Raw genomic sequence first — 20,574 nt, forward strand, 5'->3', positions numbered from 1 at the left:
TCGTTCCTATTCGTGTCCGAACATGCTATGTCTGAGGCGATGCTACGTACGTGGCCGACTTAGGTTGCCGATTTATCGAGCGCATATTCAGGCTTCCAACGCGGCGGAGGTCTGGATTGCGACCAAACCATGGCGTAGCTTGTAGGCGTTCTAAAAGCGGGTGTGATGCAGAAGCCAACCCTAGATCCAGACGTAGCGGACAGTGCGCCGGACGAGCCAACGCTGACGGCCTATGACGAAGAGCATGTGGTCACGTACGTCCGCCTTTTGCAGGCCGAAGGTGAGAGGGCCGACTGGCGCGAAGTGGCTCGAGTGGTCTTGCATATTGACCCCGAGCGAGAGCCGGAGCGTGCGCTGAGCGCATATCAGAGCCACCTTGCGCGTGCCAAATGGGTGACTGAGCAAGGGCGCCTCTTACGAGGCACCGGCTCGAAATAGAAGGAAATCAGCGGCTGGCGACTTGCAGGCAGAACTATTTTCTCTTGCTAATCGGGTGGTCATTCCGGTGCACCACGTGGTGCCAAACTAGGGGCTTCCTACAACCGCTTCGTTCATACCTATTGCGCCGCAATCGTTGTTAGCAGCGTGTAATGGGGCGGAAGCAATGCCTGAATTCGACTGGCGGTCGCCGGAATCCTACAAGAGCCTACAAGACGCCGAAATCACCGACATCGCCTGGGAATGTCTCCGTCGCAACGCGGACTATCGACGCGAATATGAGGCGATGATCGCCAGTAGCCCAGATGGCGAAGTAACCGCAGAATTCAGGAGGAGGTGGGGTCTCTGCTTTCGCCCATGACCCGCAGAGGTCCTTCGACGAACAGACGATCTTTTGGGCGCCTGAGGTTTTAGCGGCGGTCGTTCCGGTCAAGGTGGCAACGGCGGCGGACAGCAGGTCGTCGTCTCAGCCACTGCTCGACCTTACGGCTGGCCAGATGCGCCGCGCTGTCGATGGCTGGCATGCCGTGCTGCGTATTGGCGCGGTAGATCATCGTGTCTGGTCCAAAGAGCCGCCGGTGCTCGGCGCGTCATACACAGCCGAACTGCCGCTCGATAGCGATTTCGACGCACGTGCGTACGCAGCCCGACGGTTGTGGCGCACGATGAATGGACGCGTGCCAGGTCCTGCATTTCACACACTATCAAAACAGCGGCGCGAACGCCTGAGCGCCGCGATCCGCGCGCTCGATGGGCATAGTGCCGGCAGCAGTTATCGCGCTATCGCCGAAGCGCTCTTCGGCAAAAAATGCATCCCCGATCGCGCCTGGAAGACGCATGATCTGCGCAATCGAACCATTCGCCTGGTGCAAGGCGGCCTCGCGTTGATGCGCGGTGGTTACCGCAAACTTCTGCGGCCCGGGCGCAAGGACGAGTAGCGCCGCCCCGGAGGGGTGCCGAAAGCCGCACCCTCCATATTCGGCATCCCCCTCCGAGAACCTGCTCCTCCATGATGACCGCACACACGCCGGCCTAGCCAAACGTAGTGCGCTGTCTTCTTGGAGTTCTCAAATGCCCGATCCGATGGCCGGTCTTCCCCCGCGATTCCTGCGTACACCTGAGGCCGCGCGCTATCTTGGCCTGTCCGGTCGTACGCTGGAAAAGCACCGCACATACGGCACGGGACCGACGTATCGGAAGATTGGCGGACGTGTCGTCTACGCAGTGGATGATCTGAAAGCGTGGGCCGACCGCGGCGCCAAGACGTCGACATCCGATCCCGGCAAGGGGACCGTGCTCCCCGCCAAGAAGCATCCGGCCCTGCGTCCCTACGCAGGTCAGGAACGTCGCTGATAGCCCGCGTGAGAGCCGTGACTATGCGGCGTAAACACCATTCCGAGCGAGATCAGCTTGAGCTTTTTCGGGCGCTGCCGGGCGATCTTGCGCCACGCGACGCGCAGGATCTGATGGCTTATCCGTTCTTCTCGCTTGCAAAAACAAAGCGAACTGTGCCGATCGATTTCCGTGCCGGCGCGATCGCAATTCGTGTCGAGGCTGTTCCGGAACACGGCATGGCGACCATTTGGGATGCAGACGTTCTGATCTGGGCCGCGTCCCAGATCGTCGAAGCACGTGACGCCGGCTTGAAGACGTCGCGCCTGATGGCTGCAACGCCTTATGAAATCCTGACGTTTGTCGGCCGCGGGACTAGCGCGCGAGACTATGACCGGTTGAAGGCTGGTCTCGACAGACTTCAGTCAACGACGGTGATGACTTCGATCCGCCAGCCGACAGAACGGCGGCGGCATCGCTTCTCCTGGATCAACGAGTGGAAGGAGACTGCCGATGCAAACGGTCGTCCATTTGGACTCGAACTGATCCTGCCTGATTGGTTCTATGCCGGCGTCATCGACGACGCGCTCGTGCTGACGATCGATCGCGCTTATTTCGAGCTGACGGGCGGACTTGAACGATGGCTCTACCGGCTCGTGCGCAAGCACGGTGGACGCCAGGACGGCGGCTGGAGCTTTGACCTTGTGCACCTCCATGCCAAGTCCGGCATCCTCTCCCCGCTCAAGCACTTTGCTTACGACATACGCCAGATCGTTCAGCGCCAGACATTGCCCGGCTATCAGCTCGCGCTGACGCGCGATCCGAACGGTACCGAGCGGCTGAACTTCGCCCCTCAGCCTGTTCATCCCTTAACGGCACGCCTGCGGCGGCGCGGTCTCGTTCCAAATTCGGAGGACAACCTGTGAATCAACTCGTGCTATCGGGGACCGCAACCCTCGTGCTTTCGGGGACCCGATCCTCGTGCTATCGGGGACCGGAATCGAACTTAAGAGCTTGCTTCTGCGAGCTTTCCAGCCGCTCTAACTTTACTAACCAGAAATCCTTCGGATTTTTTCTAACGGACCAGACGACCAGCCGCACTAGAGGTGGCTGGCAGCGGGGTGCCGTCAATCCTGATTGCCGGCAGAAGCCAAGCCGGTCCTTCACCGGCCCCAACGCTCACAGCACTTCGTTCCAGCATCAGGGAGCGGTCGCATGAGCGATCTCACCGAAGTGGAGGTGCTGTGGCTCGAGAAGCGCATCGAAAACCGCATTCGGTTCGGTCGTATCGTCAAGGAACGGAAGCTTGATCGCCATCGGCGCGTCCTGTCATTTGCGCCCGGCAGCATCTTTGCTTTCGTCCGTTGGACCTCCAACGACTTTGGGACAATCATTTCGCGGATCGACATCTTGCGCGCGGTCGCTCCGGGACAGCGCTGCTCGACCGTCCCTTATGTGACACCCGGCGGAGAGATTCTGCTGCGCCTGTCCGGCTGGCCGAAGGTCGAGCGAGTGCTGCAGATGATCGATGCCGTTGAGGCGCTCGGCATCGATCCGGCTGACGTCGCGCCTGATCATTGGCGTCACGTTCATAACCGCCTCTCCGTCAACGAAAACCCGCGTCCGTATACGATGGCCCGCCATGCGGCCTGGCTTCACCGCCAAAAGGTGATGCGATGACGGGCCGCCTGAAGATGCTCCTCGCGACGTTTGGGACTGCTGCTGCGCTCGTCGCGACGCTCGTCCTGGAACCGCTTCCGCGTTACATCTGGAACGCGTCCGCGAGCGCGCCGATCGGTCTCTACAGCCTCCGACCGGTGGACCAATTCCAAGTCACTGAATTGGTCGCCGTGCAGCCGCCGGAGCCGCTCGCGACCTTCCTCGACCTTAACGGCTATTTGCCCATGGGCGTCCCCATGTTGAAGCGCGTACTCGCCCTTCCCGGGCAGAGTGTTTGCAGAACCGGCCTCACGATTTCGGTCGACGAGATTGCAATGGGCGAGGCGCGGAACCGCGACGGACGTGGCCGGCCGCTGCCGAAATGGCAGGGCTGCCGCGTCGTCGGCGACGGCGAGCTGTTTCTGATGAACTGGCAGTCTCACGACTCTCTTGATGGCCGATACTTTGGATTCTTGCCGGCGTCGGCAGTGATCGGCCGTGCGCTGCCCGTGTGGACGTGGGAGGAGTGATCGTGCGTGTTCCACGCTCTTACCCCGTCATTCCTCTGTTCGATCGATCGCGGGACCATTCCTCCGTCCCGACCAACGCTTGCAGGGCCGACGCGCGCCGCGGCAGTCCAGGGCGGCCGCATGGCCGGCGCGAAGCGGCTTTACCCAGGACGGGCGCGAGCAAAACGGCATGCTTGACTCGGTCGGGCGTGCGTGTTTGGACTGTCGTGTCGCTGCTGCTTGTTTTCGCTGCGTCGGACGGTGCTGCTCTAGCTGAGAGTGGAAGGGCATTAGGTCAAGCGGTTGCTCAGGCAGGCAACCCGTTTGCAACTGTCGTCGACGAAGCCTCGCAACGTTTTGCGATTCCGATGAACTGGATCGTTTCGGTCATCAACGTCGAAAGCGCTGGAAACCTGCACGCCAAGTCGCCCAGAGGAGCAATGGGCCTGATGCAAATCATGCCGGCGACTTGGGCCGAACTTCGCGAGCGGTACGATCTCGGGAACGATCCCTACGACCCACACGACAACGTTCTGGCCGGGACGGCCTACTTGCGCGAACTGCTTGACCGCTATGGCTCGCCTGGCGTGTTCGCCGCGTACAATGCGGGACCAGCTCGCTACGAAGAGCATCTGGCAGGCACCTCTCTGCCAGACGAGACGCGAGCATACGTCGCAAAGCTTGCAGATCTGCTGACCATCGAACTGCCGCCGAGGTGGGCGTCCAGCGGTCAGTCATCAGCGGCTGCGACGCTATTCGTCACGCGGTCCGATCTCATGAAAACGCGTGATCGGTTGCTGGCGTTTAAGCCGTCGAGCGGTGTCACGGCTGCAATCTCGGCGCCCGATGTTTCGCCCATGGTTCCTCGGCCAATTGGCATGTTCGTCCCTCGATCGGATTCAGGAGCATCGCAATGACCAAGTTTGCGGGTTCGCAAGCCAATGGCGTATGGGCGATGCCTTCGGCCCGCGCTCTACTCGTCGCTTCGCTCCTCACCGAGCCACCCTTCGGGTGTCTCGGCCCTTCGGGTGACGATCGCTATCGCAAGCACTCTGAAGCAGTGGGGGCTTCGCGATCTGGCCGCCAAGTTGCGGCGGCTCTTTCGGGAACCGGCGGCCGGGAGACAGCGACAGCAGGACGGCTCTTCAAATCGGGCTTCGAGAAACCGGTGCACGAGGATAGCCGCCGTGTGGCCGAATCCGGAGCCTGGTGCAACGACTTAGGCGTTCGTTGCCACACAGGAGAGCTCCAATGAAGCTTTACGTTGGGTTGGACGTCGGTCTTGAAGAAACCAGTCTTTGCATCGTCGATGGCGAGGGTCTCACCATTCGCGAGGTCAAGGTTATGACCGATCCAGCGGCGATCCGCTCCGCAGTAGAGGGCTACGCGGATCGCCTCGAGAGAGTAGGAGTCGAGGCGTCATCGCTTGGCATCTGGATGCAGAAGATGCGCACGCTGCTGACCAGCCGGAAGTTGCTCAAGCGCAAACTGATCGATCTCGAGAACCACATTCGTGGTGCCCTGCGGGCCTATGGGCTACTCGTTGGAGGCGTCGCCCGCGGTGCCTTTGAGGCCCGTGTGCGCGAGCTGATCGACCGTAGCGACCCGATCTTCGCAATGACCGTCGAGGCCATGTTGGACGTGCGCCGCGCCATCCTCGAGGGCTACGATCGGCTGCATCGTGTGCTGCTGCAGGTGGTCCAGCATGATGCCGTCTGCCGGCGCTTGATGACGGTTCCAGGCGTCGGCCCGGTAGCGGCCCTGTCGTTCAAAGTAGGCGTGGATGAGCCTCATCGCTTTGCCCGATCGCGAACGGTCGGCGCGCATTTTGGCTTGGCGCCAAGGCGGCACCAGTCCGGCACGTCGATCGACTATGAGGGGCGCATCAGCAAACAGGGCGACGTCGCGGTGCGCGAGGCGCTTTGCGAGGCGGCCGCAAGCTTGCTGCTACGCGTCAGGAAATGGTCGGCACTGCGGGCGTGGGGCCTGCGGATCGCGAAACGGTCGAGCATGCTGTGTGCGATCACCGCGGTCGCGCGCAAGCTCGCGAGCATTCTGCACCGGATGTGGGTCAGCGAGACTGATTTCCACGTCGGGTTCGGCGCGAAGATTACGCAGCGGTTGCGGTTGAAGCCGGCGCGGTAGCGGCGAGGCAGATGACAACGCGTTAGCGCTGGGTTTGCGCCCAGCATGTTGAGGAGGAGCGAAATTAGAGATCCGCGCGCGCGGTGAGCGTCCCCTGGCGGGGCCGCGAAACGGGGAATGTCCGCTATCTCTTGCCTGCTGCCGCCCTTCGGGGACGAGAGCGCCGGACTGCTTGGACAGCCCTGTTTACGAACCTGATGAAGAGCATGCGACGGCCAAAGTGCTGAACGCGAAGGAACGCATGGACCCCGCCTGGTGAATGCACGTCGCGTACGCGGCTGCGGTGAAGTGCGCGTCGTTGAGGCAGGGAGTCGGTAATGGTTGAAGTTCGACGAGTCGAAGAAAAGCGTAGGAATGTGTTGACTTTGGCTTTTGATGGCCCGGAGGCGTGGCAGTGAGCAATGGCGACAGCGATCTGCGGATTCGGCCCGGGCGCATACGCAGCACCCGCGCTCCCAAGCCGAAGAGCTTCATCAATCAGGTGCTGCGGGCCGCGAAGAAAGCCGGACACTCCTCGGCTCACGTTGGTGGCAGGCGTTCTTCCGCGGGCTATGGGCGCTCGACGTTTGGCCGCGGCCGGCTCGCTTTTGGCCGCAGCCGGCTGTTCAGCCCGACACGGCGCGTCGTGGTGAAGGCGCGCGTTGTACGTCACAAGGGACGTTCATTCCGCTCGGCGCCGCTGACCGCTCATCTTTCATACCTGAAGCGCGACGGGGTGACGCGGAGCGGCGAGCGAGCCGAGATGTTCGATGCCGGCAGCGACCGTGCTGATGGCGCGGCCTTCGCGGAACGGTGCCACGACGACCGTCATCATTTCCGGTTCATCGTCTCGCCCGAGGACGCCGGCGACATGACTAACCTCAGGGCCTTCACCCGCGACCTCGCCAAACAGATGGAGACCGATCTTGGCACGCGGCTCGATTGGGTGGCCGTCGATCACTGGAACACGGACAATCCTCACGTCCATCTTCTCGTTCGGGGCGTCGATAAGGAAGGAGCCGATCTCGTGATCTCGCGCGACTACATCAGTCGGGGTCTGCGCTCACGCGCCGAAGAGCTGGCTGCTATCGAGCTGGGTCCGAGACCGGAGCATGAGATTCGAAGTGCACTGGAGAGGGAAGTCACCGCAGAGCGATGGACGCGGCTCGACCGGGAGATTCGGCTGTCAGCCGACGAAACCGGCACTATCGATCTTCGCCCTGAGAATCCGCGCAGCTCAGATCCCGAAATCCGGCGCCTGATGGTCGGCCGCCTTCAGCATCTGGAGAAGATGGGCCTTGCTGCGTCAGCTGCGCCAGGGGAGTGGATGGTCGGGCTTGAGGCTGAACGTCATCTCCGCGACCTCGGCATGCGCGGCGACATCATCAAGACTATGCATCGCGCCTTTACCGAGCGTGGGGAGGCGCGCGGCGTGTCCGACTACGTTATCGAAAGTGAACAGCCAAGCTCCCAGATTATCGGGCGCCTGGTCGATCGAGGATTGCATGACGAGCTCACCGGCGAGGCCTACGCCCTGATCGACGGAACAGACGGTCGCGCGCACCACGTCCGGTTCCGGGGAATCGAAGCTTTCGAACATGCACCATCCGTCGGCGGTATCGTCGAGATCCGGCGCTTCGGTCCGGCCGATGATCCGCGCCCGACATTGGTGCTTGCGGCCCGTTCTGATCTCGATCTTGGCGAGCAGGTGACTGCGAAAGGCGCCACCTGGCTCGACCACCGGCTGGTTGAATCCAACCCCATGCCGCTCGCCATGGGCGGCTTTGGTCGCCAGACGCGCGACGCTCTCCAAGCTCGCACTGAGCATCTGGTTCGGGAAGGTCTGGCGGTACGGCAGGGCCAGCGCGTCACCTTCCAGCGTGATCTCCTGAACACGTTGCGTCGACGCGAATTGGACGAGGTGGCAGCAAGAATCTCGGCGGAGACCGGCCTGCCTCACGTGAAGGGCGCCTCCGGCGAGAACGTGGCGGGCACGTATCGTCAGCGGTTGACGCTCGCCTCCGGGCGTTTCGCCATGATCGACGACGGGCTCGGATTTCAGCTGGTGCCCTGGTCGCGCGAGCTCGAGAAACGGTTCGGCCAGCATGTTGCCGGCACCATGAAGGAGGGCGGCGGGATCGAATGGAGCTTCGGCCGGAAGCGCGACCTCAGCCTGTAGCTATCTTGTCAATTGCTCGAAAGGTGTTCGGGATGTCGGGAACCAAAATCCTGTGGGGACAGGTGATTGTCGTCGGCCTGATCGTCTTGCTGGCGATCTGGGGAGCGACCCAGTGGACGGCCTGGCGGCTCGCCTATCAGGCGGAGCTAGGGCGGCCGTGGTTCGAGTTGTCGGGCTTCAAGATCTATTACCCGCCCGTCTTCTTCTGGTGGTGGTTCGTCTACGACGCCTATGCCCCTCGTGTCTTTGTCGAGGGTGCATTCATCGTGGCCGCAGGGACCTTTGTTTCGATCGCGGTCGCGATCGGGATGTCGGTCTGGCGGGCGCGCGAGGCCAAGAATGTCCAGACCTACGGCTCGGCGCGGTGGGCCGATCCGCGGGAGGTGGAGGCGGCCGGACTTTTGGGTGGGGATGGGGTCGTGCTTGGCAGGTTGGCGGAGGATTACCTGCGCCACAACGGACCCGAGCATGTGCTCTGCTTTGCGCCCACCCGATCCGGCAAGGGCGTCGGCCTTGTTGTTCCTTCCCTCCTCACGTGGCCGCACTCGGCAATCGTGCACGACATCAAGGGCGAGAACTGGCAGCTCACGGCCGGGTTTCGGTCCCGACATGGCCGGGTGTTGCTGTTCGATCCGACCAATCCAAAATCGTCTGCCTACAACCCACTTCTCGAAGTACGCCGCGGCGAATGGGAGGTTCGGGACGTCCAGAATGTTGCGGACGTGCTGGTCGATCCGGAAGGGTCGCTCGACAAGCGGAACCACTGGGAGAAGACCAGCCACTCACTGCTTGTCGGTGCCATCCTGCACGTCCTCTATGCAGAAGCCGACAAGACGCTCGCCGGGGTCGCTGCCTTTTTGTCGGACCCGAAGCGCCCGATCGAGGTTACGCTGAAGGCAATGATGACAAGCTCGCATCTTGGTGAGCAGGGTCCACATCCGGTTGTCGCCTCAACCGCGCGAGAACTGCTGAACAAATCCGAGAACGAACGCTCAGGCGTGCTCTCGACCGCGATGTCGTTCCTTGGACTCTATCGGGATCCAGTGGTGGCGCAGGTGACAAGCCGATGCGACTGGCGGATCTCGGACCTGATTGCCGATGCTCGTCCGACGACGCTCTATCTTGTCGTGCCTCCGTCCGACATCTCCCGGACGAAGCCGCTGATACGTCTCGTGCTCAATCAAATCGGTCGTCGCATCACCGAAGATCTGCAAGCCAAGAACCGGCGCCACCGCGTCCTGATGATGCTGGACGAGTTCCCGGCACTGGGGCGTCTCGACTTTTTCGAATCCGCGCTCGCGTTCATGGCCGGATACGGGATCAAGGCCTTCCTGATCGCGCAGTCGTTGAACCAGATCGAGAAGGCCTACGGCCCCAACAATGCGATTTTGGACAATTGCCATGTCCGCGTGAGCTTCGCAACAAACGACGAGCGAACCGCCAGACGCGTGTCGGACGCGCTTGGGACTGCGACCGAGATGCGAGCCATGAAGAACTATGCCGGCCATCGGCTGAACCCGTGGCTTGGCCATCTGATGGTCTCGCGGCAGGAGACCGCACGCGCCTTGCTCACGCCCGGCGAGGTGATGCAACTTCCTCCCACCGACGAAATCGTGATGGTGGCCGGGACGGCGCCGATCCGAGCCAAGAAAGTGCGCTACTACGAAGACAGACGCCTTACCGAGCGCATTCTCTCACCGCCAGAGCCGGCCAGGCTGGGGCGATCTTCCCGGGAAGATAGTTGGTCCAGCCTCAAGCTCCCCGTGCGGAATGACGCCAGCATCCAGACCGAAGAGTCCGAAGCCGATGCCGCCAACAGCGGTCTGCGCCGGGAACCCGAGCTTCCTGACCACGTCGCCATCGTCAAAGAAACAACCGATGTGACGCCGGCAGAAGAGTTTGCCGTGCTGGACGACGACGATGACGCCGTGCGTCAAGCCCGGCTTCTTCGCCAGCAGATGCGGGGCGTGGCCCGCCAGGCGGCGCTTGACCCGAACGACGGCATCGATCTCTGAGGTCCCATGCGCAACCGCATGAACGTGTATTTCGCCCCGGATCTTCTGAAGCAGATCTCCGACTTGGCCGATCGCAAAAACCTCTCGCGATCGGCCATCGTCGAGGCGGCCGTCATCTCGTTTCTCTCACCCGATGGAGCGGATCGCAGAGAGGCGGCGTTCGCCCGCCGGCTGGACCGGTTGTCCCGCCAAGTGCAGCGACTTGAGCGGGATGTCGGGCTGACGGCCGAGACCTTGGCCCTGTTTGTTCGGTTTTGGCTGACGATCACGCCTCCCTTGCCGAACGAAGCCCAGGCCGCCGCTCAGATCAAAGGACGTGAGCGCTTTGAAGGCTTCGTCGAGACATTGGGCCGCCGCCTGCAAAAGGGCCAAAGCTTCTTGCGGGAGATTCCGGACGATATCGTTCGTGCAGCGCCCGAGGATTCCAGCAACTGATTGCGCCGGGCCTTGTTGGATGCTCCGGCCTTTCTCTTTCTACGCCAGACTACGACGAAGATGATCGCCTGGTTGCAGGAAGGTCGTTGGTGGTTTTTCTAATCATCCCCATCCGAGGGCGCTGTTTTGGCCCTCGATCGATGGGGGCAGGCAGTGGCGATCCATTCTCTTCAGTCGGAGGCGATCTCGCGTGGCGCGCGGATGCTCCGCAGCGCGCTGGGGCTCGCCATCGCGCGCTACCTCGAAGACGATGCGATCGTCGAGGTCATGCTGAACCCTGACGGCCGATTGTGGGTCGACCGGCTCTCCAGCGGACTGACTGACACAGGTGAACAACTCTCCGCCGCCGATGGCGAGCGCATCATTCGCCTGGTGGCGCATCACGTGGGAGCCGAGGTCCACGCCGCCGCGCCCCGTATTTCTGCTGAACTCCCCGAGACCGGAGAGCGGTTTGAAGGCCTGTTGCCGCCTGTCGTCGCGGCACCGGCGTTCGCCATTCGCAAGCCCGCCGTCGCGGTCTTCACGCTCGACGACTACGCCAAGGCGGGCATCATGACGGCCGATCACGCCACGGCACTGCGCCAGGCCGTCGCCTCGCGCAAAAACATCCTGGTCGCTGGCGGCACATCAACGGGCAAGACCACACTCACAAATGCATTGCTTGCCGAGGTCGCGAAGACCAGCGACCGGGTCGTGCTGATCGAGGACACCCGCGAGCTGCAATGCAAAGCACCGAATCTGGTCGCGCTGCGCACCAAGGACGGCGTGGTCTCGCTCTCGGATCTCGTGCGCTCCTCGCTTCGATTGCGTCCAGACCGCATTCCCATTGGCGAGGTGCGGGGCGCTGAGGCGCTTGATCTGCTCAAGGCGTGGGGAACCGGTCACCCCGGAGGAATCGGCACCATCCATGCCGGCACTGCGCTGGGCGCTTTACGCCGGCTCGAGCAGCTCATCCAGGAAGCCGTGATGACCGTGCCGCGCGCCCTGATCGCCGAAACCATCAACGTGGTTGCGGTCCTGTCCGGGCGCGGTGCCGAGCGCCGGCTTGCCGAACTCGCGCGCGTCAACGGCCTCGGAGCGGCCGGGGATTACAGCCTTTCACCAGCAGGAGACTTCACATGAGCAATCGAAACATGAGCAATCGAAACCGAGTTCCGCATTGGAGCGTTTCCATCGCCGCACTGGGTGCGGTCCTGTCTATGAGTCCGCCCGCCTGGGCCGCCGGCTCCAACATGCCCTGGGAGCAGCCACTCAATCAGATCCTGCAGTCTGTTGAAGGACCAGTCGCCAAAATCATCGCCGTCATCATCATCGTGGTCACGGGCCTGACGCTCGCTTTTGGCGATTCCTCGGGCGGCTTTCGGAGGCTGATTCAGATCGTGTTCGGGCTTTCGATTGCGTTTGCAGCCTCGAGCTTCTTCTTGTCGTTTTTCTCATTCGGCGGCGGCGTGGTGGTGTGATGGACGAGGCCGTCGCAGGATTTATCGCGCCGGTGCATCGGGCGCTGACGGAGCCGATCCTGATGGGCGGAGCACCCCGGTCGGTCGCCATCGTTATCGGGACGCTCGCCGCAGCCCTTGGACTCGGATTGCGCTTGTGGATCGCCGGTCTCCTGCTCTGGGCCATTGGGCACGCGGCGGCTGTATGGGCTGCCAAGCGAGACCCCGCATTCGTCGAAGTGGTGCGCCGTCACCTGCGCGCCCCAGCCCATCTCAACATCTAGAGTTCTCCCATGATGAATCTCGCAGAATACCGCCGATCGAGCACACGGCTTGCCGATTTCTTGCCGTGGGCGGCCCTGGTCGACGCGGGCATCGTCCTGAACAAGGACGGCTCGTTTCAGCGAACGGCCAGATTCCGCGGACCGGATCTGGACAGCGCGGTCCCTGCCGAACTCGTGGCCGTGGCCGGTCGTCTCAACAACGCTCTGCGTCGCCTGGGATCCGGCTGGGCCGTCTTCGTGGAGGCGCAGCGCCATTCCGCAGGAGCGTATCCGCCGGACACATTTCCGGACGTCGCATCCGCGCTGGTTGATGCCGAGCGCCGCGCGCAGTTTGAAGAAGAGGGCGCCCATTACGACTCGAGCTATTACCTGACGTTCGCCTACCTGCCGCCGCCGGAGGATGCGGCGAGGGCGGAGCGGCTTCTTTATGAAGGCAGCAGTCGCACGCCAAGTGCCGACGCGCGCGAAGTTCTCAGCGGCTTTGCCGACCGAACCGACCGTGTGCTGCAGCTTGTTGAGGGCTTTATGCCCGAATGCGCCTGGCTCGGCGACGAGGAGACGCTGACCTACCTGCATTCGACGATTTCGACCAAACGGCATCGGGTTCGTGTGCCCGAGATCCCCATGTATCTCGACGCGCTGCTCGCTGACCAGCCCTTGACCGGTGGCCTCGAGCCGATGTTGGGCGCGGCGCACCTGCGTGTTCTCACCATCGTCGGGTTTCCGACAGCGACCACGCCCGGAATTCTCGATGACCTCAATCGTCTCGCTTTCCCGTACCGCTGGTCGACCCGGGCGCTCATGCTCGACAAAACAGATGCCACAAAGCTCCTGACGAAAATCCGGCGCCAGTGGTTCGCCAAACGGAAGTCGATAGCTGCGATCCTGAAGGAGGTGATGACCAACGAGGCCTCCTCGCTTCTCGACACCGATGCCCACAACAAGGCGATGGATGCGGACGCGGCGCTCCTGGAGCTCGGTTCGGACCAGATCGGCGAGACGTTCGTGACGGCGAGCGTTACCGTTTGGGGCAAAGATGCGCGCTCGGCCGACGAGAGATTGCGGCTCGTCGAGAAGGTCATTCAGGGCCGCGACTTCACCTGCATGATCGAGACGGTGAACGCTGTCGAAGCCTGGCTCGGCAGCCTGCCTGGACAGGCGTATGCCAACGTCCGGCAGCCGCCCATCTCGACCCTCAACCTTGCGCACATGATTCCGCTGTCGGCCGTATGGTCCGGAGAGGCGCGGGATCATCATTTCAAGGCTCCGCCCCTGTTCTTTGGCAAGACAGAAGGGTCAACTCCCTTTCGCTTCGCGCTTCACGTCGGGGACGTCGGACACACGCTTGTGGTTGGTCCGACGGGTGCCGGCAAGTCGGTCCTGCTGGCGCTGATGGCGCTCCAGTTCCGCCGGTATCCCCAGTCTCAGGTGTTCGCCTTTGATTTTGGCGGCTCAATCCGGGCGGCAGCCCTCGCCATGGGCGGCGATTGGCATGATCTCGGCGGCGCGCTGTCGCAAGATGCGTCCGAGCCGCTCGCGTTGCAGCCATTGGCCTGGATCGACGATACGGCGGAACGGGCCTGGGCCACGGACTGGGTCGCCTCGATCCTTGCCCGCGAGAAGATCGAGATCACGCCGGAGGCAAAGGATCATCTATGGTCGGCGCTGACTTCCCTTGCTTCAGCGCGCCTCCCGGAGCGGACCCTGACAGGGCTGTCCGTTCTGCTCCAGTCGACGACCCTGAAACGCGCTTTGCAACCGTATTGCCTCGGTGGGCCCTATGGGCGGCTGCTCGATGCAGAATTCGAGCGAATTGGCGAGGCGTCGGTCCAGGCGTTCGAGACCGAAGGACTGATCGGCACGGGCGCGGCACCCGCGGTGCTGGCCTATCTGTTCCACCGCATTGGCGACCGCCTCGACGGCAGGCCGACGCTCATGATCGTCGACGAAGGCTGGCTTGCGCTCGCTGATGCGGATTTTGCTGGCCAACTGCGCGAATGGTTGAAGACGCTGCGCAAGAAGAACGCCTCTGTGGTGTTCGCCACACAGTCTTTGTCGGACATCGATGGATCTGACATCGCTCCTGCCATCATCGAGAGCTGCCCGACTCGATTGCTTCTGCCGAACGAGCGGGCGATCGAGCCTCAGATCACCGCGATCTACCGCCGTTTTGGGCTCAACGATCGCCAGATCGAGCTCCTGAGCCGCGCGACGCCGAAACGGGACTACTACTGCCAATCCCGCCGCGGCAACCGCATGTTCGAGCTCGGGCTCGGTGAAGTCGCGCTCGCCTTTGCGGCTGCATCCTCCAAGACGGATCAGGCCGCAATCGATCGATTGCTCACAGAGCACGGCCGCGAGGCCTTTGTGCCTGCTTGGCTCCAGCACCGCGGAGCTGCTTGGGCCGTGGATCTCATTCCCAATCTTGGCAATCTGGAGAAGTCGCAATGAGCCGTCGTCATATCGGTCTGGCGATCAGCATCGTTGCTGTCTCGCTTCTGGCAACTGCGCCTGGCCGTGCGCAATGGATCGTCTTTGATCCCAATAACTACGTCCAGAATGTCCTGACCGCAGCACGAGAGCTGCAGCAGATCAACAATCAGATCACCTCGTTGCAGAACGAGGCGCAGATGTTGATCAACCAGGCGAAGAACCTGGCAAGCCTGCCATATTCCTCGCTGCAGCAGCTCCAGAGCTCCATTCAGCGCACCCAGCAGCTTCTCAGTCAGGCCCAGCGCATCGCCTACGACGTACAGCAGATCGATCGGGCCTTTGCCACCAGCTACGGACCGGCAACCAGCAGCCAATCCGATTCAGCGTTGTTCGCAGGTGCGCAATCGCGTTGGCAGAATTCGGTCGCGGCCTTTCAGGACGCGCTTCGTGTGCAAGCCGGCGTTGTCGGAAATCTCGACACAAACCGCATTCAGACCTCAGCACTGGTAAGCTCAAGCCAGGGTGCAAGCGGGGCCCTGCAGGCCACCCAAGCCGGCAACCAGATACTGGCACTGCAGGCGCAGCAGCTCGCCGACTTGACTGCGGCCGTAGCGGCGCAGGGCAGGGCTCAATCTCTGGAATCTGCCCGACGCGCCGCTGCTCAGGACCAAGCTCGCGAGCAGCTTCGGCGCTTTCTGACGAGTGGTCAGGGCTATCAATCCTTCAACGTGCAGATGTTTCATTGATGAGCGATCAAAAGGCATTCCAAGCATTGTCGCTCGCTATCACGGTGATTGGCGGAGCGGCACTCATCGTCGCATGCACGATCCAGCTACGCGGTCCGGACAAAATTATGGGTCCGAAGCCATCGAGCGCAATGGCCAGCCGTCCCACGGAATCCGATCTCACCCGCTGCCGTACTGTGACGTCAGAGCATTCTCCGGCGTATCAGGATTGCCAAAGGATCTGGGCGGAGAACCGGCGCCGGTTCTTCGGCCAAGGGGTGAGCTCGATCAGTCCCGCTGTCAACGATCGAGCCAGCACGCCGGTGCTGTCGGCGCCGAAAGATCAGAGCCGAATGCCTCAAGGCGATTCCTTGGTCGCGTCGCCCGAGGGAGGTAATCAATGACGGGCACGGGAATTATCGATCAGTTCCTCGAGACGTTCACCCGCTACATCGACAACGGCTTTGGGCTTCTTGGCGGCGAGGTGGGTTATCTTGCGACAACGCTGGCTGCGATCGACATCACTCTGGCCGCCCTGTTTTGGAGCTGGGGCACGGATGAGGACATCGTCGCGCGGCTCGTCAAGAAAACCCTGTTCGTCGGTGTCTTCGCCTACCTGATCGGCAATTGGAATAATCTCGCCCGTATCGTCTTCGAAAGCTTCGCCGGTCTCGGATTGAAGGCCTCAGGTACAGGCCTTTCGGCAGGCGATTTCGTTCACCCCGGAAAAATCGCACAAGTCGGACTCGATGCCGGCCGGCCGATCCTGGATTCGATCTCAAACCTGATGGGCTACATCAGTTTTTTTGAGAACTTTGTCCAGATCGTGGTCCTGCTGTTCGCCTGGGCCGTCGTCCTGCTCGCCTTCTTCATTCTGGCGATCCAGCTCTTCGTCACACTCATCGAGTTCAAGCTGACGACGCTGGCAGGGTTCGTGCTGCTTCCGTTCGGCCTGTTCGGCAAGACGGCGTTTGCGGCCGAACGCGTCCTTGGCAATGTCGTGTCTACCGGCATCAAGGTGCTGGTGCTGGCCGTGATCGTCGGTATCGGCTCGACCTTGTTTTCCCAGTTCACCTCCGGCTTCAATGGCGGTCAGCCGACGATCGAAGATGCCATGACTCTGGTCTTGGCCGCATTGTCGCTTCTGGGTCTTGGAATCTTTGGGCCCGGAATCGCGAACGGACTGGTATCCGGTGGTCCCCAACTCGGTGCGGGTAGCGCGGTCGGTACGGGACTTGCGGCCGGCGGGATGGCTGCAGCGGGAGCCGGTCTGGCGGCCGGCGGTGTCGGCCTCGCCGGTGGAGCGATCGCAGGTGCGGCGCGGGGCGGCAGCGCGATCGCAAGCGGCGCGGCGGCCGCCTACCGGAGCGGCGGCATTGGTGGTGTTGCCGAGGCTGCTGCTTCAGCTTCTGTCAGTCCGCTCCGCAGAGCCTCCACGGCGATCCATAGCGGCAGCCAGTCCACCAGCACCACCTCTGCCAGCTCGGGCGAAGGTCCGCCGGATTGGGCGCAGCGCATGAAGCGGGCGCAGACAATCAGCCATGGAATTTCGGCGGCAACTCATGCCGTTCGGTCGGGAGACCATGGTGGAAGTGGCAGCTCGATCGATCTGTCTGACGGAGGGCGCTAGATGTCAAAGTGCCCGCGTGCTGAGAAGCCCTGCGAATATGGCCACAGGAGTGATCAGCCAAGTTCAAGCGCGCGCCCTGGTCGGCGCTGGCATGGTCCGGCTTGGCAAGCTCTGGTGCTGGCTTCTCAAGCACTCTCGTTGAGCCTTACGCCCGCGCTTCTCTGGCAGGCTTCGCATGACCAGTCCGCGTCATTGAGAGCGCCACTGCACGAGAGGCAACAAGTGTTCGAGATGTCGGCCATGCAAGATCGGCCGGACGCCTTCCTTACGCTGCCTCTCGTGCATTTGCTGCCTGACCTACGGGGCTTGAGCTCAAGCGTTCGCAGACGGCAGTGCAGGGCCTGCCGTGTCTCGCGCTGCCTTTGCGTGTTCAGACGCGTCGTGCGCGTCGAGCAAGCGACGTGATCGCGTCCCTCCGCACTCGTCGCTTGGCCATCGAGCAAAATGCAACTCTCAATTCCGTTTCTTGGGGAAATGACTGATGTTCAAGAGGTCTTCGGTTCACTACGGGCGAACGCCCGCGCCGGTGACGCCCTATCAGAAGGCGGCGCAAGCGTGGGACGAGCGCATCGGTTCGGCACGCGTGCAGGCCCGAAATTGGCGGCTGATGGCATTCAGCTGCCTGACGCTCTCGTGTGGCCTCGCAGGAGGGCTGGTCTGGCAATCCACGCAAGGAACGATCACGCCGTGGGTCGTCGAAGTCGATCGTCTCGGCCAGGCGCAAAGAGTGGCTCCCGCGACGTCCGATTTCGAACCCAGCGATGCTCAGGTCGCCTATCACTTGGCTCGCTTTATCGAAGACGTCCGCGGCCTGCCGGCAGACGGCATTGTCCTGCGCCAGAACTGGCTACGGGCATACGACTTCACCACCGACCGCGGGGCCGCCGCCCTGAACGAATACGCCAGGAGCAATGATCCCTTCGCAAGGCTCGGAAAGACGCAAGTCTCAGTCGAGGTCTCGAGCGTGATCCGCGCCTCAACGGAAAGCTTCCGCGTCGCCTGGGTCGAGCGTGGCTACGAGAACGGATCGCTTGCTTCAACGGAGCGCTGGACCGCCATTCTGACGATCGTCATTCAGGCCCCTCGCGATGCCGATCGGTTGCGCAAGAATCCGCTCGGCGTCTACGTCAACGCAATCAGCTGGTCGAAGGAGCTCGGGCAATGAAGCCGCAATCCTCTCATGTCGCGACTGGCGTCTCTCCAGGGTCATCGGGCAGGGCGACCGTTTCAGTGCTCGCGGTCCTCGCGTGCATGCTTGGCGCCTGCTCGACCTATATTCCGCCCCAAATCACCTATGACTCCGACGTACCGTCGTTACCGCCAGCGCCAGCCGTAGTCGATGATCGGGGCCGGCCGCTTCACGTCCCGCCCGCCTGGAAGCCGGCGCTTGGCGGCAAATCGGGGGCAAAGGAGGAAGCCGAGCCGGTCGAAAGGGTCGAAGCGGCCAATAGCGCAGCTCGGGTCCAGCCACGCAAACGCGGGTATTTCAACGCCGCGCAGATCTATAGCTTCAGTCCCGGTGCCCTGTACCAGGTCTACGCAGCGCCGGGTCAAATCACGGACATCGCGCTGGAAGAGGGCGAACAGCTGGTCGGGTCCGGTCCGATCGCGGCCGGTGATACGGTGCGTTGGGTCGTCGGTGATACCGAGAACGGAAGCGGGGACACCCGCCGCGTCCATGTCCTGGTGAAGCCGACGCGCGCGTCGATCGAAACGAACCTCGTCATCAACACGGATCGGCGCACCTATCTGATTGAGCTTCGCTCGCGCGAAAAGCCCTACATGCCGTTGGTTGCGTGGTACTACCCGCAAGATCGGCAGGGGAAAAGACAATCAGCACCTTTGACACCTGCTTTGCCCGACATCACGCAGCGCCGGTTCCGTTATCGTATCGAAGGTGACAACGCGCCCTGGCGTCCCATTGCGGCCTATGATGATGGTCGCAAGGTCTACATCGAATTCCCGCAAGGCATCGTACAGGGCGAAATGCCGCCCCTGTTTGCCCTCGGCCCCGACGGCAAGGCCGAGATCGTCAACTATCGGGCCTATGGCAATCTGCTGATTGTCGATCGGCTGTTCGCAGCCGCCGAACTTCGCCTGGGCGGAGAGCACCAGCAGAAGGTCAGAATTGTTCGCACCGACGGGAGCTCGACATGACCGACCGTCAGGATGAAGAACAACCGGCCGGCCCGCAGCAGTCGTCTCAGGAGCAGACAGAGCTGTTTCGGCTTCGGCCAGAATACCCGCGCGTGACCCGCCTTTCGCGCAAGGTCCTGCTGGCCGGCAGCTCCCTCGCAGTATTCCTTGTGGCTGGGGCGACCTTCTGGGCACTGCAGAAAAATCCGGCACATGGTCCCAGGCCAGAAGAGCTCTACAGCACTGATCATCACAACGTTGCGGAGAGTATCAGTGCGCTTCCGCAGGATTACGCGAAGGTGCCACGCCAGGTGCCGCAGTTGGGCCCGCCGCTTCCAGGCGATCTTGGCCGCCCGATCCTCTCTGCTCAGGGGCAGCCAGCCGGTAGCTCGGGAGCCCCGATCGATCAGGAGCGGCAGAGAGAGAACCAGGAGGCAGAGGCTGCGCGCATCAGCCGTTTGTTTGCCACCATGAATGCGCGAGAGGCCTCAAATCCGATAGGCACCGGGCAAGCAGTTGATCGCGCGAACGTGGCTGCGCCCGCGTTCAACAGCGAGGAGGGGTCTGCGCAGAATGCGCAGGACCGGAAGCTTGCGTTCGTCAATGCTGCCGTGGACAGGCGTACCACGAGTCCGGATCGAATCACGAAAGCTGCTTCACCTTATGTCGTGCAGGCAGGAACGGTCATTCCCGGAGCGCTGATCACGGGGGTCCGCTCCGATCTGCCGGGCCAGATCACGGCACAAGTCACCGCGCAGGTGTACGACACGCCGACGGGCCGCTTTCTGCTGATCCCTCAGGGCGCGCGTCTCATAGGTGTCTATGATAGCCAGATCAGCTTCGGCCAGTCACGTGTGTTGCTGGTCTGGACGCGGCTGATCATGCCCAACGGGCGCTCCATCGTCCTCGAGCGGCAACCTGGCACGGACCCCTCAGGGTATGCAGGGCTTGAAGACGAGGTCGACAACCACTGGGGTGAACTCTTCAAGGCAGCCGCACTTTCGACCTTCCTGGCCGTCGGCAGCGAACTGGGAGCTGGTTCCGATACAAACAGCAACGATAGTGCGATCATTCAGGCGTTGCGCCATGGCGCGGCGGATTCGCTCAACCAAACGGGACAGCAAGTGGTTCGGCGCAGTCTCAACATCCAGCCCACACTCACGGTCCGGCCCGGATTTCCCATCCGTGTCAATATCAACCGTGATCTCGTTCTGGAGCCATATAAAGGGTGACGCA

At 62.3% G+C, this 20,574-nt stretch carries 22 protein-coding genes; all 22 read left to right on the forward strand.

Annotated features, from left to right (window positions below; all coding sequences use genetic code 11):
* Positions 1-165 precede the first annotated feature (165 nt).
* A complete protein-coding gene (locus H1B27_RS40305) occupies positions 166-438 on the forward strand; it encodes a DUF2285 domain-containing protein (RefSeq protein WP_246515661.1) in 273 nt (90 codons plus the stop codon).
* Between the two features lie 166 nt (positions 439-604).
* Positions 605-799 (forward strand): transcriptional regulator domain-containing protein, encoded by a 195-nt coding sequence (locus H1B27_RS40310; RefSeq protein ID WP_246515662.1) that lies wholly within the window; start codon positions 605-607, stop codon positions 797-799.
* A gap of 136 nt (positions 800-935) precedes the next feature.
* On the forward strand, positions 936-1,376 hold the full coding sequence (locus H1B27_RS24060) for a DUF2285 domain-containing protein (protein ID WP_197967741.1): 441 nt from the start codon (positions 936-938) through the stop codon (positions 1,374-1,376).
* A 133-nt stretch (positions 1,377-1,509) separates the two neighbouring features.
* On the forward strand, positions 1,510-1,791 hold the full coding sequence (locus H1B27_RS24065) for a helix-turn-helix transcriptional regulator (protein WP_008561544.1): 282 nt from the start codon (positions 1,510-1,512) through the stop codon (positions 1,789-1,791).
* A 23-nt stretch (positions 1,792-1,814) separates the two neighbouring features.
* Positions 1,815-2,696 (forward strand): replication initiator protein A, encoded by an 882-nt coding sequence (locus H1B27_RS24070; protein WP_197967812.1) that lies wholly within the window; start codon positions 1,815-1,817, stop codon positions 2,694-2,696.
* 289 nt (positions 2,697-2,985) lie between these two features.
* Positions 2,986-3,450, forward strand: coding sequence for a DUF2840 domain-containing protein (locus tag H1B27_RS24075; protein ID WP_197967742.1), 465 nt, complete (start codon positions 2,986-2,988; stop codon positions 3,448-3,450).
* On the forward strand, positions 3,447-3,959 hold the full coding sequence (locus tag H1B27_RS24080; protein WP_197967743.1) for a S26 family signal peptidase: 513 nt from the start codon (positions 3,447-3,449) through the stop codon (positions 3,957-3,959). Before H1B27_RS24075 ends, H1B27_RS24080 begins: the two co-directional genes overlap by 4 nt.
* A gap of 206 nt (positions 3,960-4,165) precedes the next feature.
* The gene (locus tag H1B27_RS24085) at positions 4,166-4,855 is read left to right on the forward strand and encodes a lytic transglycosylase domain-containing protein (RefSeq protein WP_311976977.1); all 690 of its coding nucleotides are present in this window, start codon (positions 4,166-4,168) and stop codon (positions 4,853-4,855) included.
* 334 nt (positions 4,856-5,189) lie between these two features.
* Positions 5,190-6,083, forward strand: coding sequence for an IS110 family RNA-guided transposase (locus tag H1B27_RS24090; RefSeq protein WP_197967744.1), 894 nt, complete (start codon positions 5,190-5,192; stop codon positions 6,081-6,083).
* Positions 6,084-6,477: 394 nt separating this feature from the next.
* Entirely contained in the window at positions 6,478-8,241 is a 1,764-nt protein-coding gene (locus tag H1B27_RS24095) for a relaxase/mobilization nuclease domain-containing protein (protein ID WP_197967745.1), read from the forward strand.
* 32 nt (positions 8,242-8,273) lie between these two features.
* Positions 8,274-10,256 (forward strand): conjugal transfer protein TraG, encoded by a 1,983-nt coding sequence (locus tag H1B27_RS24100; protein WP_197967746.1) that lies wholly within the window; start codon positions 8,274-8,276, stop codon positions 10,254-10,256.
* A 6-nt stretch (positions 10,257-10,262) separates the two neighbouring features.
* Positions 10,263-10,691 (forward strand): CopG family transcriptional regulator, encoded by a 429-nt coding sequence (locus tag H1B27_RS24105; RefSeq protein ID WP_197967747.1) that lies wholly within the window; start codon positions 10,263-10,265, stop codon positions 10,689-10,691.
* 201 nt (positions 10,692-10,892) lie between these two features.
* Complete coding sequence (gene trbB, locus H1B27_RS24110) at positions 10,893-11,813, forward strand: P-type conjugative transfer ATPase TrbB (RefSeq protein ID WP_210343477.1); 921 nt, start codon at positions 10,893-10,895, stop codon at positions 11,811-11,813.
* The gene (locus H1B27_RS24115) at positions 11,810-12,151 is read left to right on the forward strand and encodes a TrbC/VirB2 family type IV secretion system protein (protein WP_246515664.1); all 342 of its coding nucleotides are present in this window, start codon (positions 11,810-11,812) and stop codon (positions 12,149-12,151) included. Before trbB ends, H1B27_RS24115 begins: the two co-directional genes overlap by 4 nt.
* Positions 12,151-12,414 carry a VirB3 family type IV secretion system protein gene (locus tag H1B27_RS24120; RefSeq protein ID WP_197967749.1) on the forward strand — a complete coding sequence of 88 codons (264 nt, stop codon included), beginning with the start codon at positions 12,151-12,153 and terminating at the stop codon, positions 12,412-12,414. The genes H1B27_RS24115 and H1B27_RS24120 overlap by 1 nt, the downstream gene beginning before the upstream one ends.
* Before the next feature lie 9 nt (positions 12,415-12,423).
* Complete coding sequence (trbE, locus tag H1B27_RS24125) at positions 12,424-14,865, forward strand: conjugal transfer protein TrbE (protein WP_197967750.1); 2,442 nt, start codon at positions 12,424-12,426, stop codon at positions 14,863-14,865.
* Positions 14,862-15,593, forward strand: coding sequence for a P-type conjugative transfer protein TrbJ (gene trbJ / locus H1B27_RS24130; RefSeq protein ID WP_197967751.1), 732 nt, complete (start codon positions 14,862-14,864; stop codon positions 15,591-15,593). The genes trbE and trbJ overlap by 4 nt, the downstream gene beginning before the upstream one ends.
* Complete coding sequence (trbK-alt, locus tag H1B27_RS24135) at positions 15,593-15,976, forward strand: putative entry exclusion protein TrbK-alt (RefSeq protein ID WP_197967752.1); 384 nt, start codon at positions 15,593-15,595, stop codon at positions 15,974-15,976. Before trbJ ends, trbK-alt begins: the two co-directional genes overlap by 1 nt.
* A complete protein-coding gene (trbL, locus tag H1B27_RS24140; RefSeq protein ID WP_197967753.1) occupies positions 15,973-17,202 on the forward strand; it encodes a P-type conjugative transfer protein TrbL in 1,230 nt (409 codons plus the stop codon). Before trbK-alt ends, trbL begins: the two co-directional genes overlap by 4 nt.
* Positions 17,203-17,683: 481 nt before the next feature.
* Positions 17,684-18,367: a conjugal transfer protein TrbF gene (gene trbF, locus H1B27_RS24145; RefSeq protein WP_197967754.1), complete on the forward strand. Its 684-nt coding sequence runs from the start codon at positions 17,684-17,686 to the stop codon at positions 18,365-18,367.
* Between the two features lie 86 nt (positions 18,368-18,453).
* Entirely contained in the window at positions 18,454-19,359 is a 906-nt protein-coding gene (trbG, locus tag H1B27_RS24150) for a P-type conjugative transfer protein TrbG (RefSeq protein WP_376708997.1), read from the forward strand.
* Positions 19,356-20,570 carry a TraB/TrbI/VirB10 family type IV secretion system protein gene (locus H1B27_RS24155; RefSeq protein WP_197967756.1) on the forward strand — a complete coding sequence of 405 codons (1,215 nt, stop codon included), beginning with the start codon at positions 19,356-19,358 and terminating at the stop codon, positions 20,568-20,570. Before trbG ends, H1B27_RS24155 begins: the two co-directional genes overlap by 4 nt.
* The last annotated feature ends 4 nt before the right edge of the window (positions 20,571-20,574 follow it).

Source organism: Bradyrhizobium diversitatis, from assembly GCF_016031635.1.
GTDB classification, from domain to species: Bacteria; Pseudomonadota; Alphaproteobacteria; order Rhizobiales; family Xanthobacteraceae; genus Bradyrhizobium; species Bradyrhizobium diversitatis.

Excerpts from the sequence above, each read along its gene's own strand:
- H1B27_RS40305 (WP_246515661.1), top strand. The coding sequence starts at position 166 with ATGCAGAAGCCAACCCTAGATCCAGACGTAGCGGACAGTGCGCCGGAC.
- H1B27_RS40310 (WP_246515662.1), top strand. The coding sequence starts at position 605 with ATGCCTGAATTCGACTGGCGGTCGCCGGAATCCTACAAGAGCCTACAA.
- H1B27_RS24060 (WP_197967741.1), top strand. The coding sequence starts at position 936 with ATGCGCCGCGCTGTCGATGGCTGGCATGCCGTGCTGCGTATTGGCGCG.
- H1B27_RS24065 (WP_008561544.1), top strand. The coding sequence starts at position 1,510 with ATGCCCGATCCGATGGCCGGTCTTCCCCCGCGATTCCTGCGTACACCT.
- H1B27_RS24070 (WP_197967812.1), top strand. The coding sequence starts at position 1,815 with ATGCGGCGTAAACACCATTCCGAGCGAGATCAGCTTGAGCTTTTTCGG.
- H1B27_RS24075 (WP_197967742.1), top strand. The coding sequence starts at position 2,986 with ATGAGCGATCTCACCGAAGTGGAGGTGCTGTGGCTCGAGAAGCGCATC.
- H1B27_RS24080 (WP_197967743.1), top strand. The coding sequence starts at position 3,447 with ATGACGGGCCGCCTGAAGATGCTCCTCGCGACGTTTGGGACTGCTGCT.
- H1B27_RS24090 (WP_197967744.1), top strand. The coding sequence starts at position 5,190 with ATGAAGCTTTACGTTGGGTTGGACGTCGGTCTTGAAGAAACCAGTCTT.
- H1B27_RS24100 (WP_197967746.1), top strand. The coding sequence starts at position 8,274 with ATGTCGGGAACCAAAATCCTGTGGGGACAGGTGATTGTCGTCGGCCTG.
- H1B27_RS24105 (WP_197967747.1), top strand. The coding sequence starts at position 10,263 with ATGCGCAACCGCATGAACGTGTATTTCGCCCCGGATCTTCTGAAGCAG.
- trbB (WP_210343477.1), top strand. The coding sequence starts at position 10,893 with ATGCTCCGCAGCGCGCTGGGGCTCGCCATCGCGCGCTACCTCGAAGAC.
- H1B27_RS24115 (WP_246515664.1), top strand. The coding sequence starts at position 11,810 with ATGAGCAATCGAAACATGAGCAATCGAAACCGAGTTCCGCATTGGAGC.
- H1B27_RS24120 (WP_197967749.1), top strand. The coding sequence starts at position 12,151 with ATGGACGAGGCCGTCGCAGGATTTATCGCGCCGGTGCATCGGGCGCTG.
- trbE (WP_197967750.1), top strand. The coding sequence starts at position 12,424 with ATGATGAATCTCGCAGAATACCGCCGATCGAGCACACGGCTTGCCGAT.
- trbJ (WP_197967751.1), top strand. The coding sequence starts at position 14,862 with ATGAGCCGTCGTCATATCGGTCTGGCGATCAGCATCGTTGCTGTCTCG.
- trbK-alt (WP_197967752.1), top strand. The coding sequence starts at position 15,593 with ATGAGCGATCAAAAGGCATTCCAAGCATTGTCGCTCGCTATCACGGTG.
- trbL (WP_197967753.1), top strand. The coding sequence starts at position 15,973 with ATGACGGGCACGGGAATTATCGATCAGTTCCTCGAGACGTTCACCCGC.
- trbF (WP_197967754.1), top strand. The coding sequence starts at position 17,684 with ATGTTCAAGAGGTCTTCGGTTCACTACGGGCGAACGCCCGCGCCGGTG.
- trbG (WP_376708997.1), top strand. The coding sequence starts at position 18,454 with ATGCTTGGCGCCTGCTCGACCTATATTCCGCCCCAAATCACCTATGAC.
- H1B27_RS24155 (WP_197967756.1), top strand. The coding sequence starts at position 19,356 with ATGACCGACCGTCAGGATGAAGAACAACCGGCCGGCCCGCAGCAGTCG.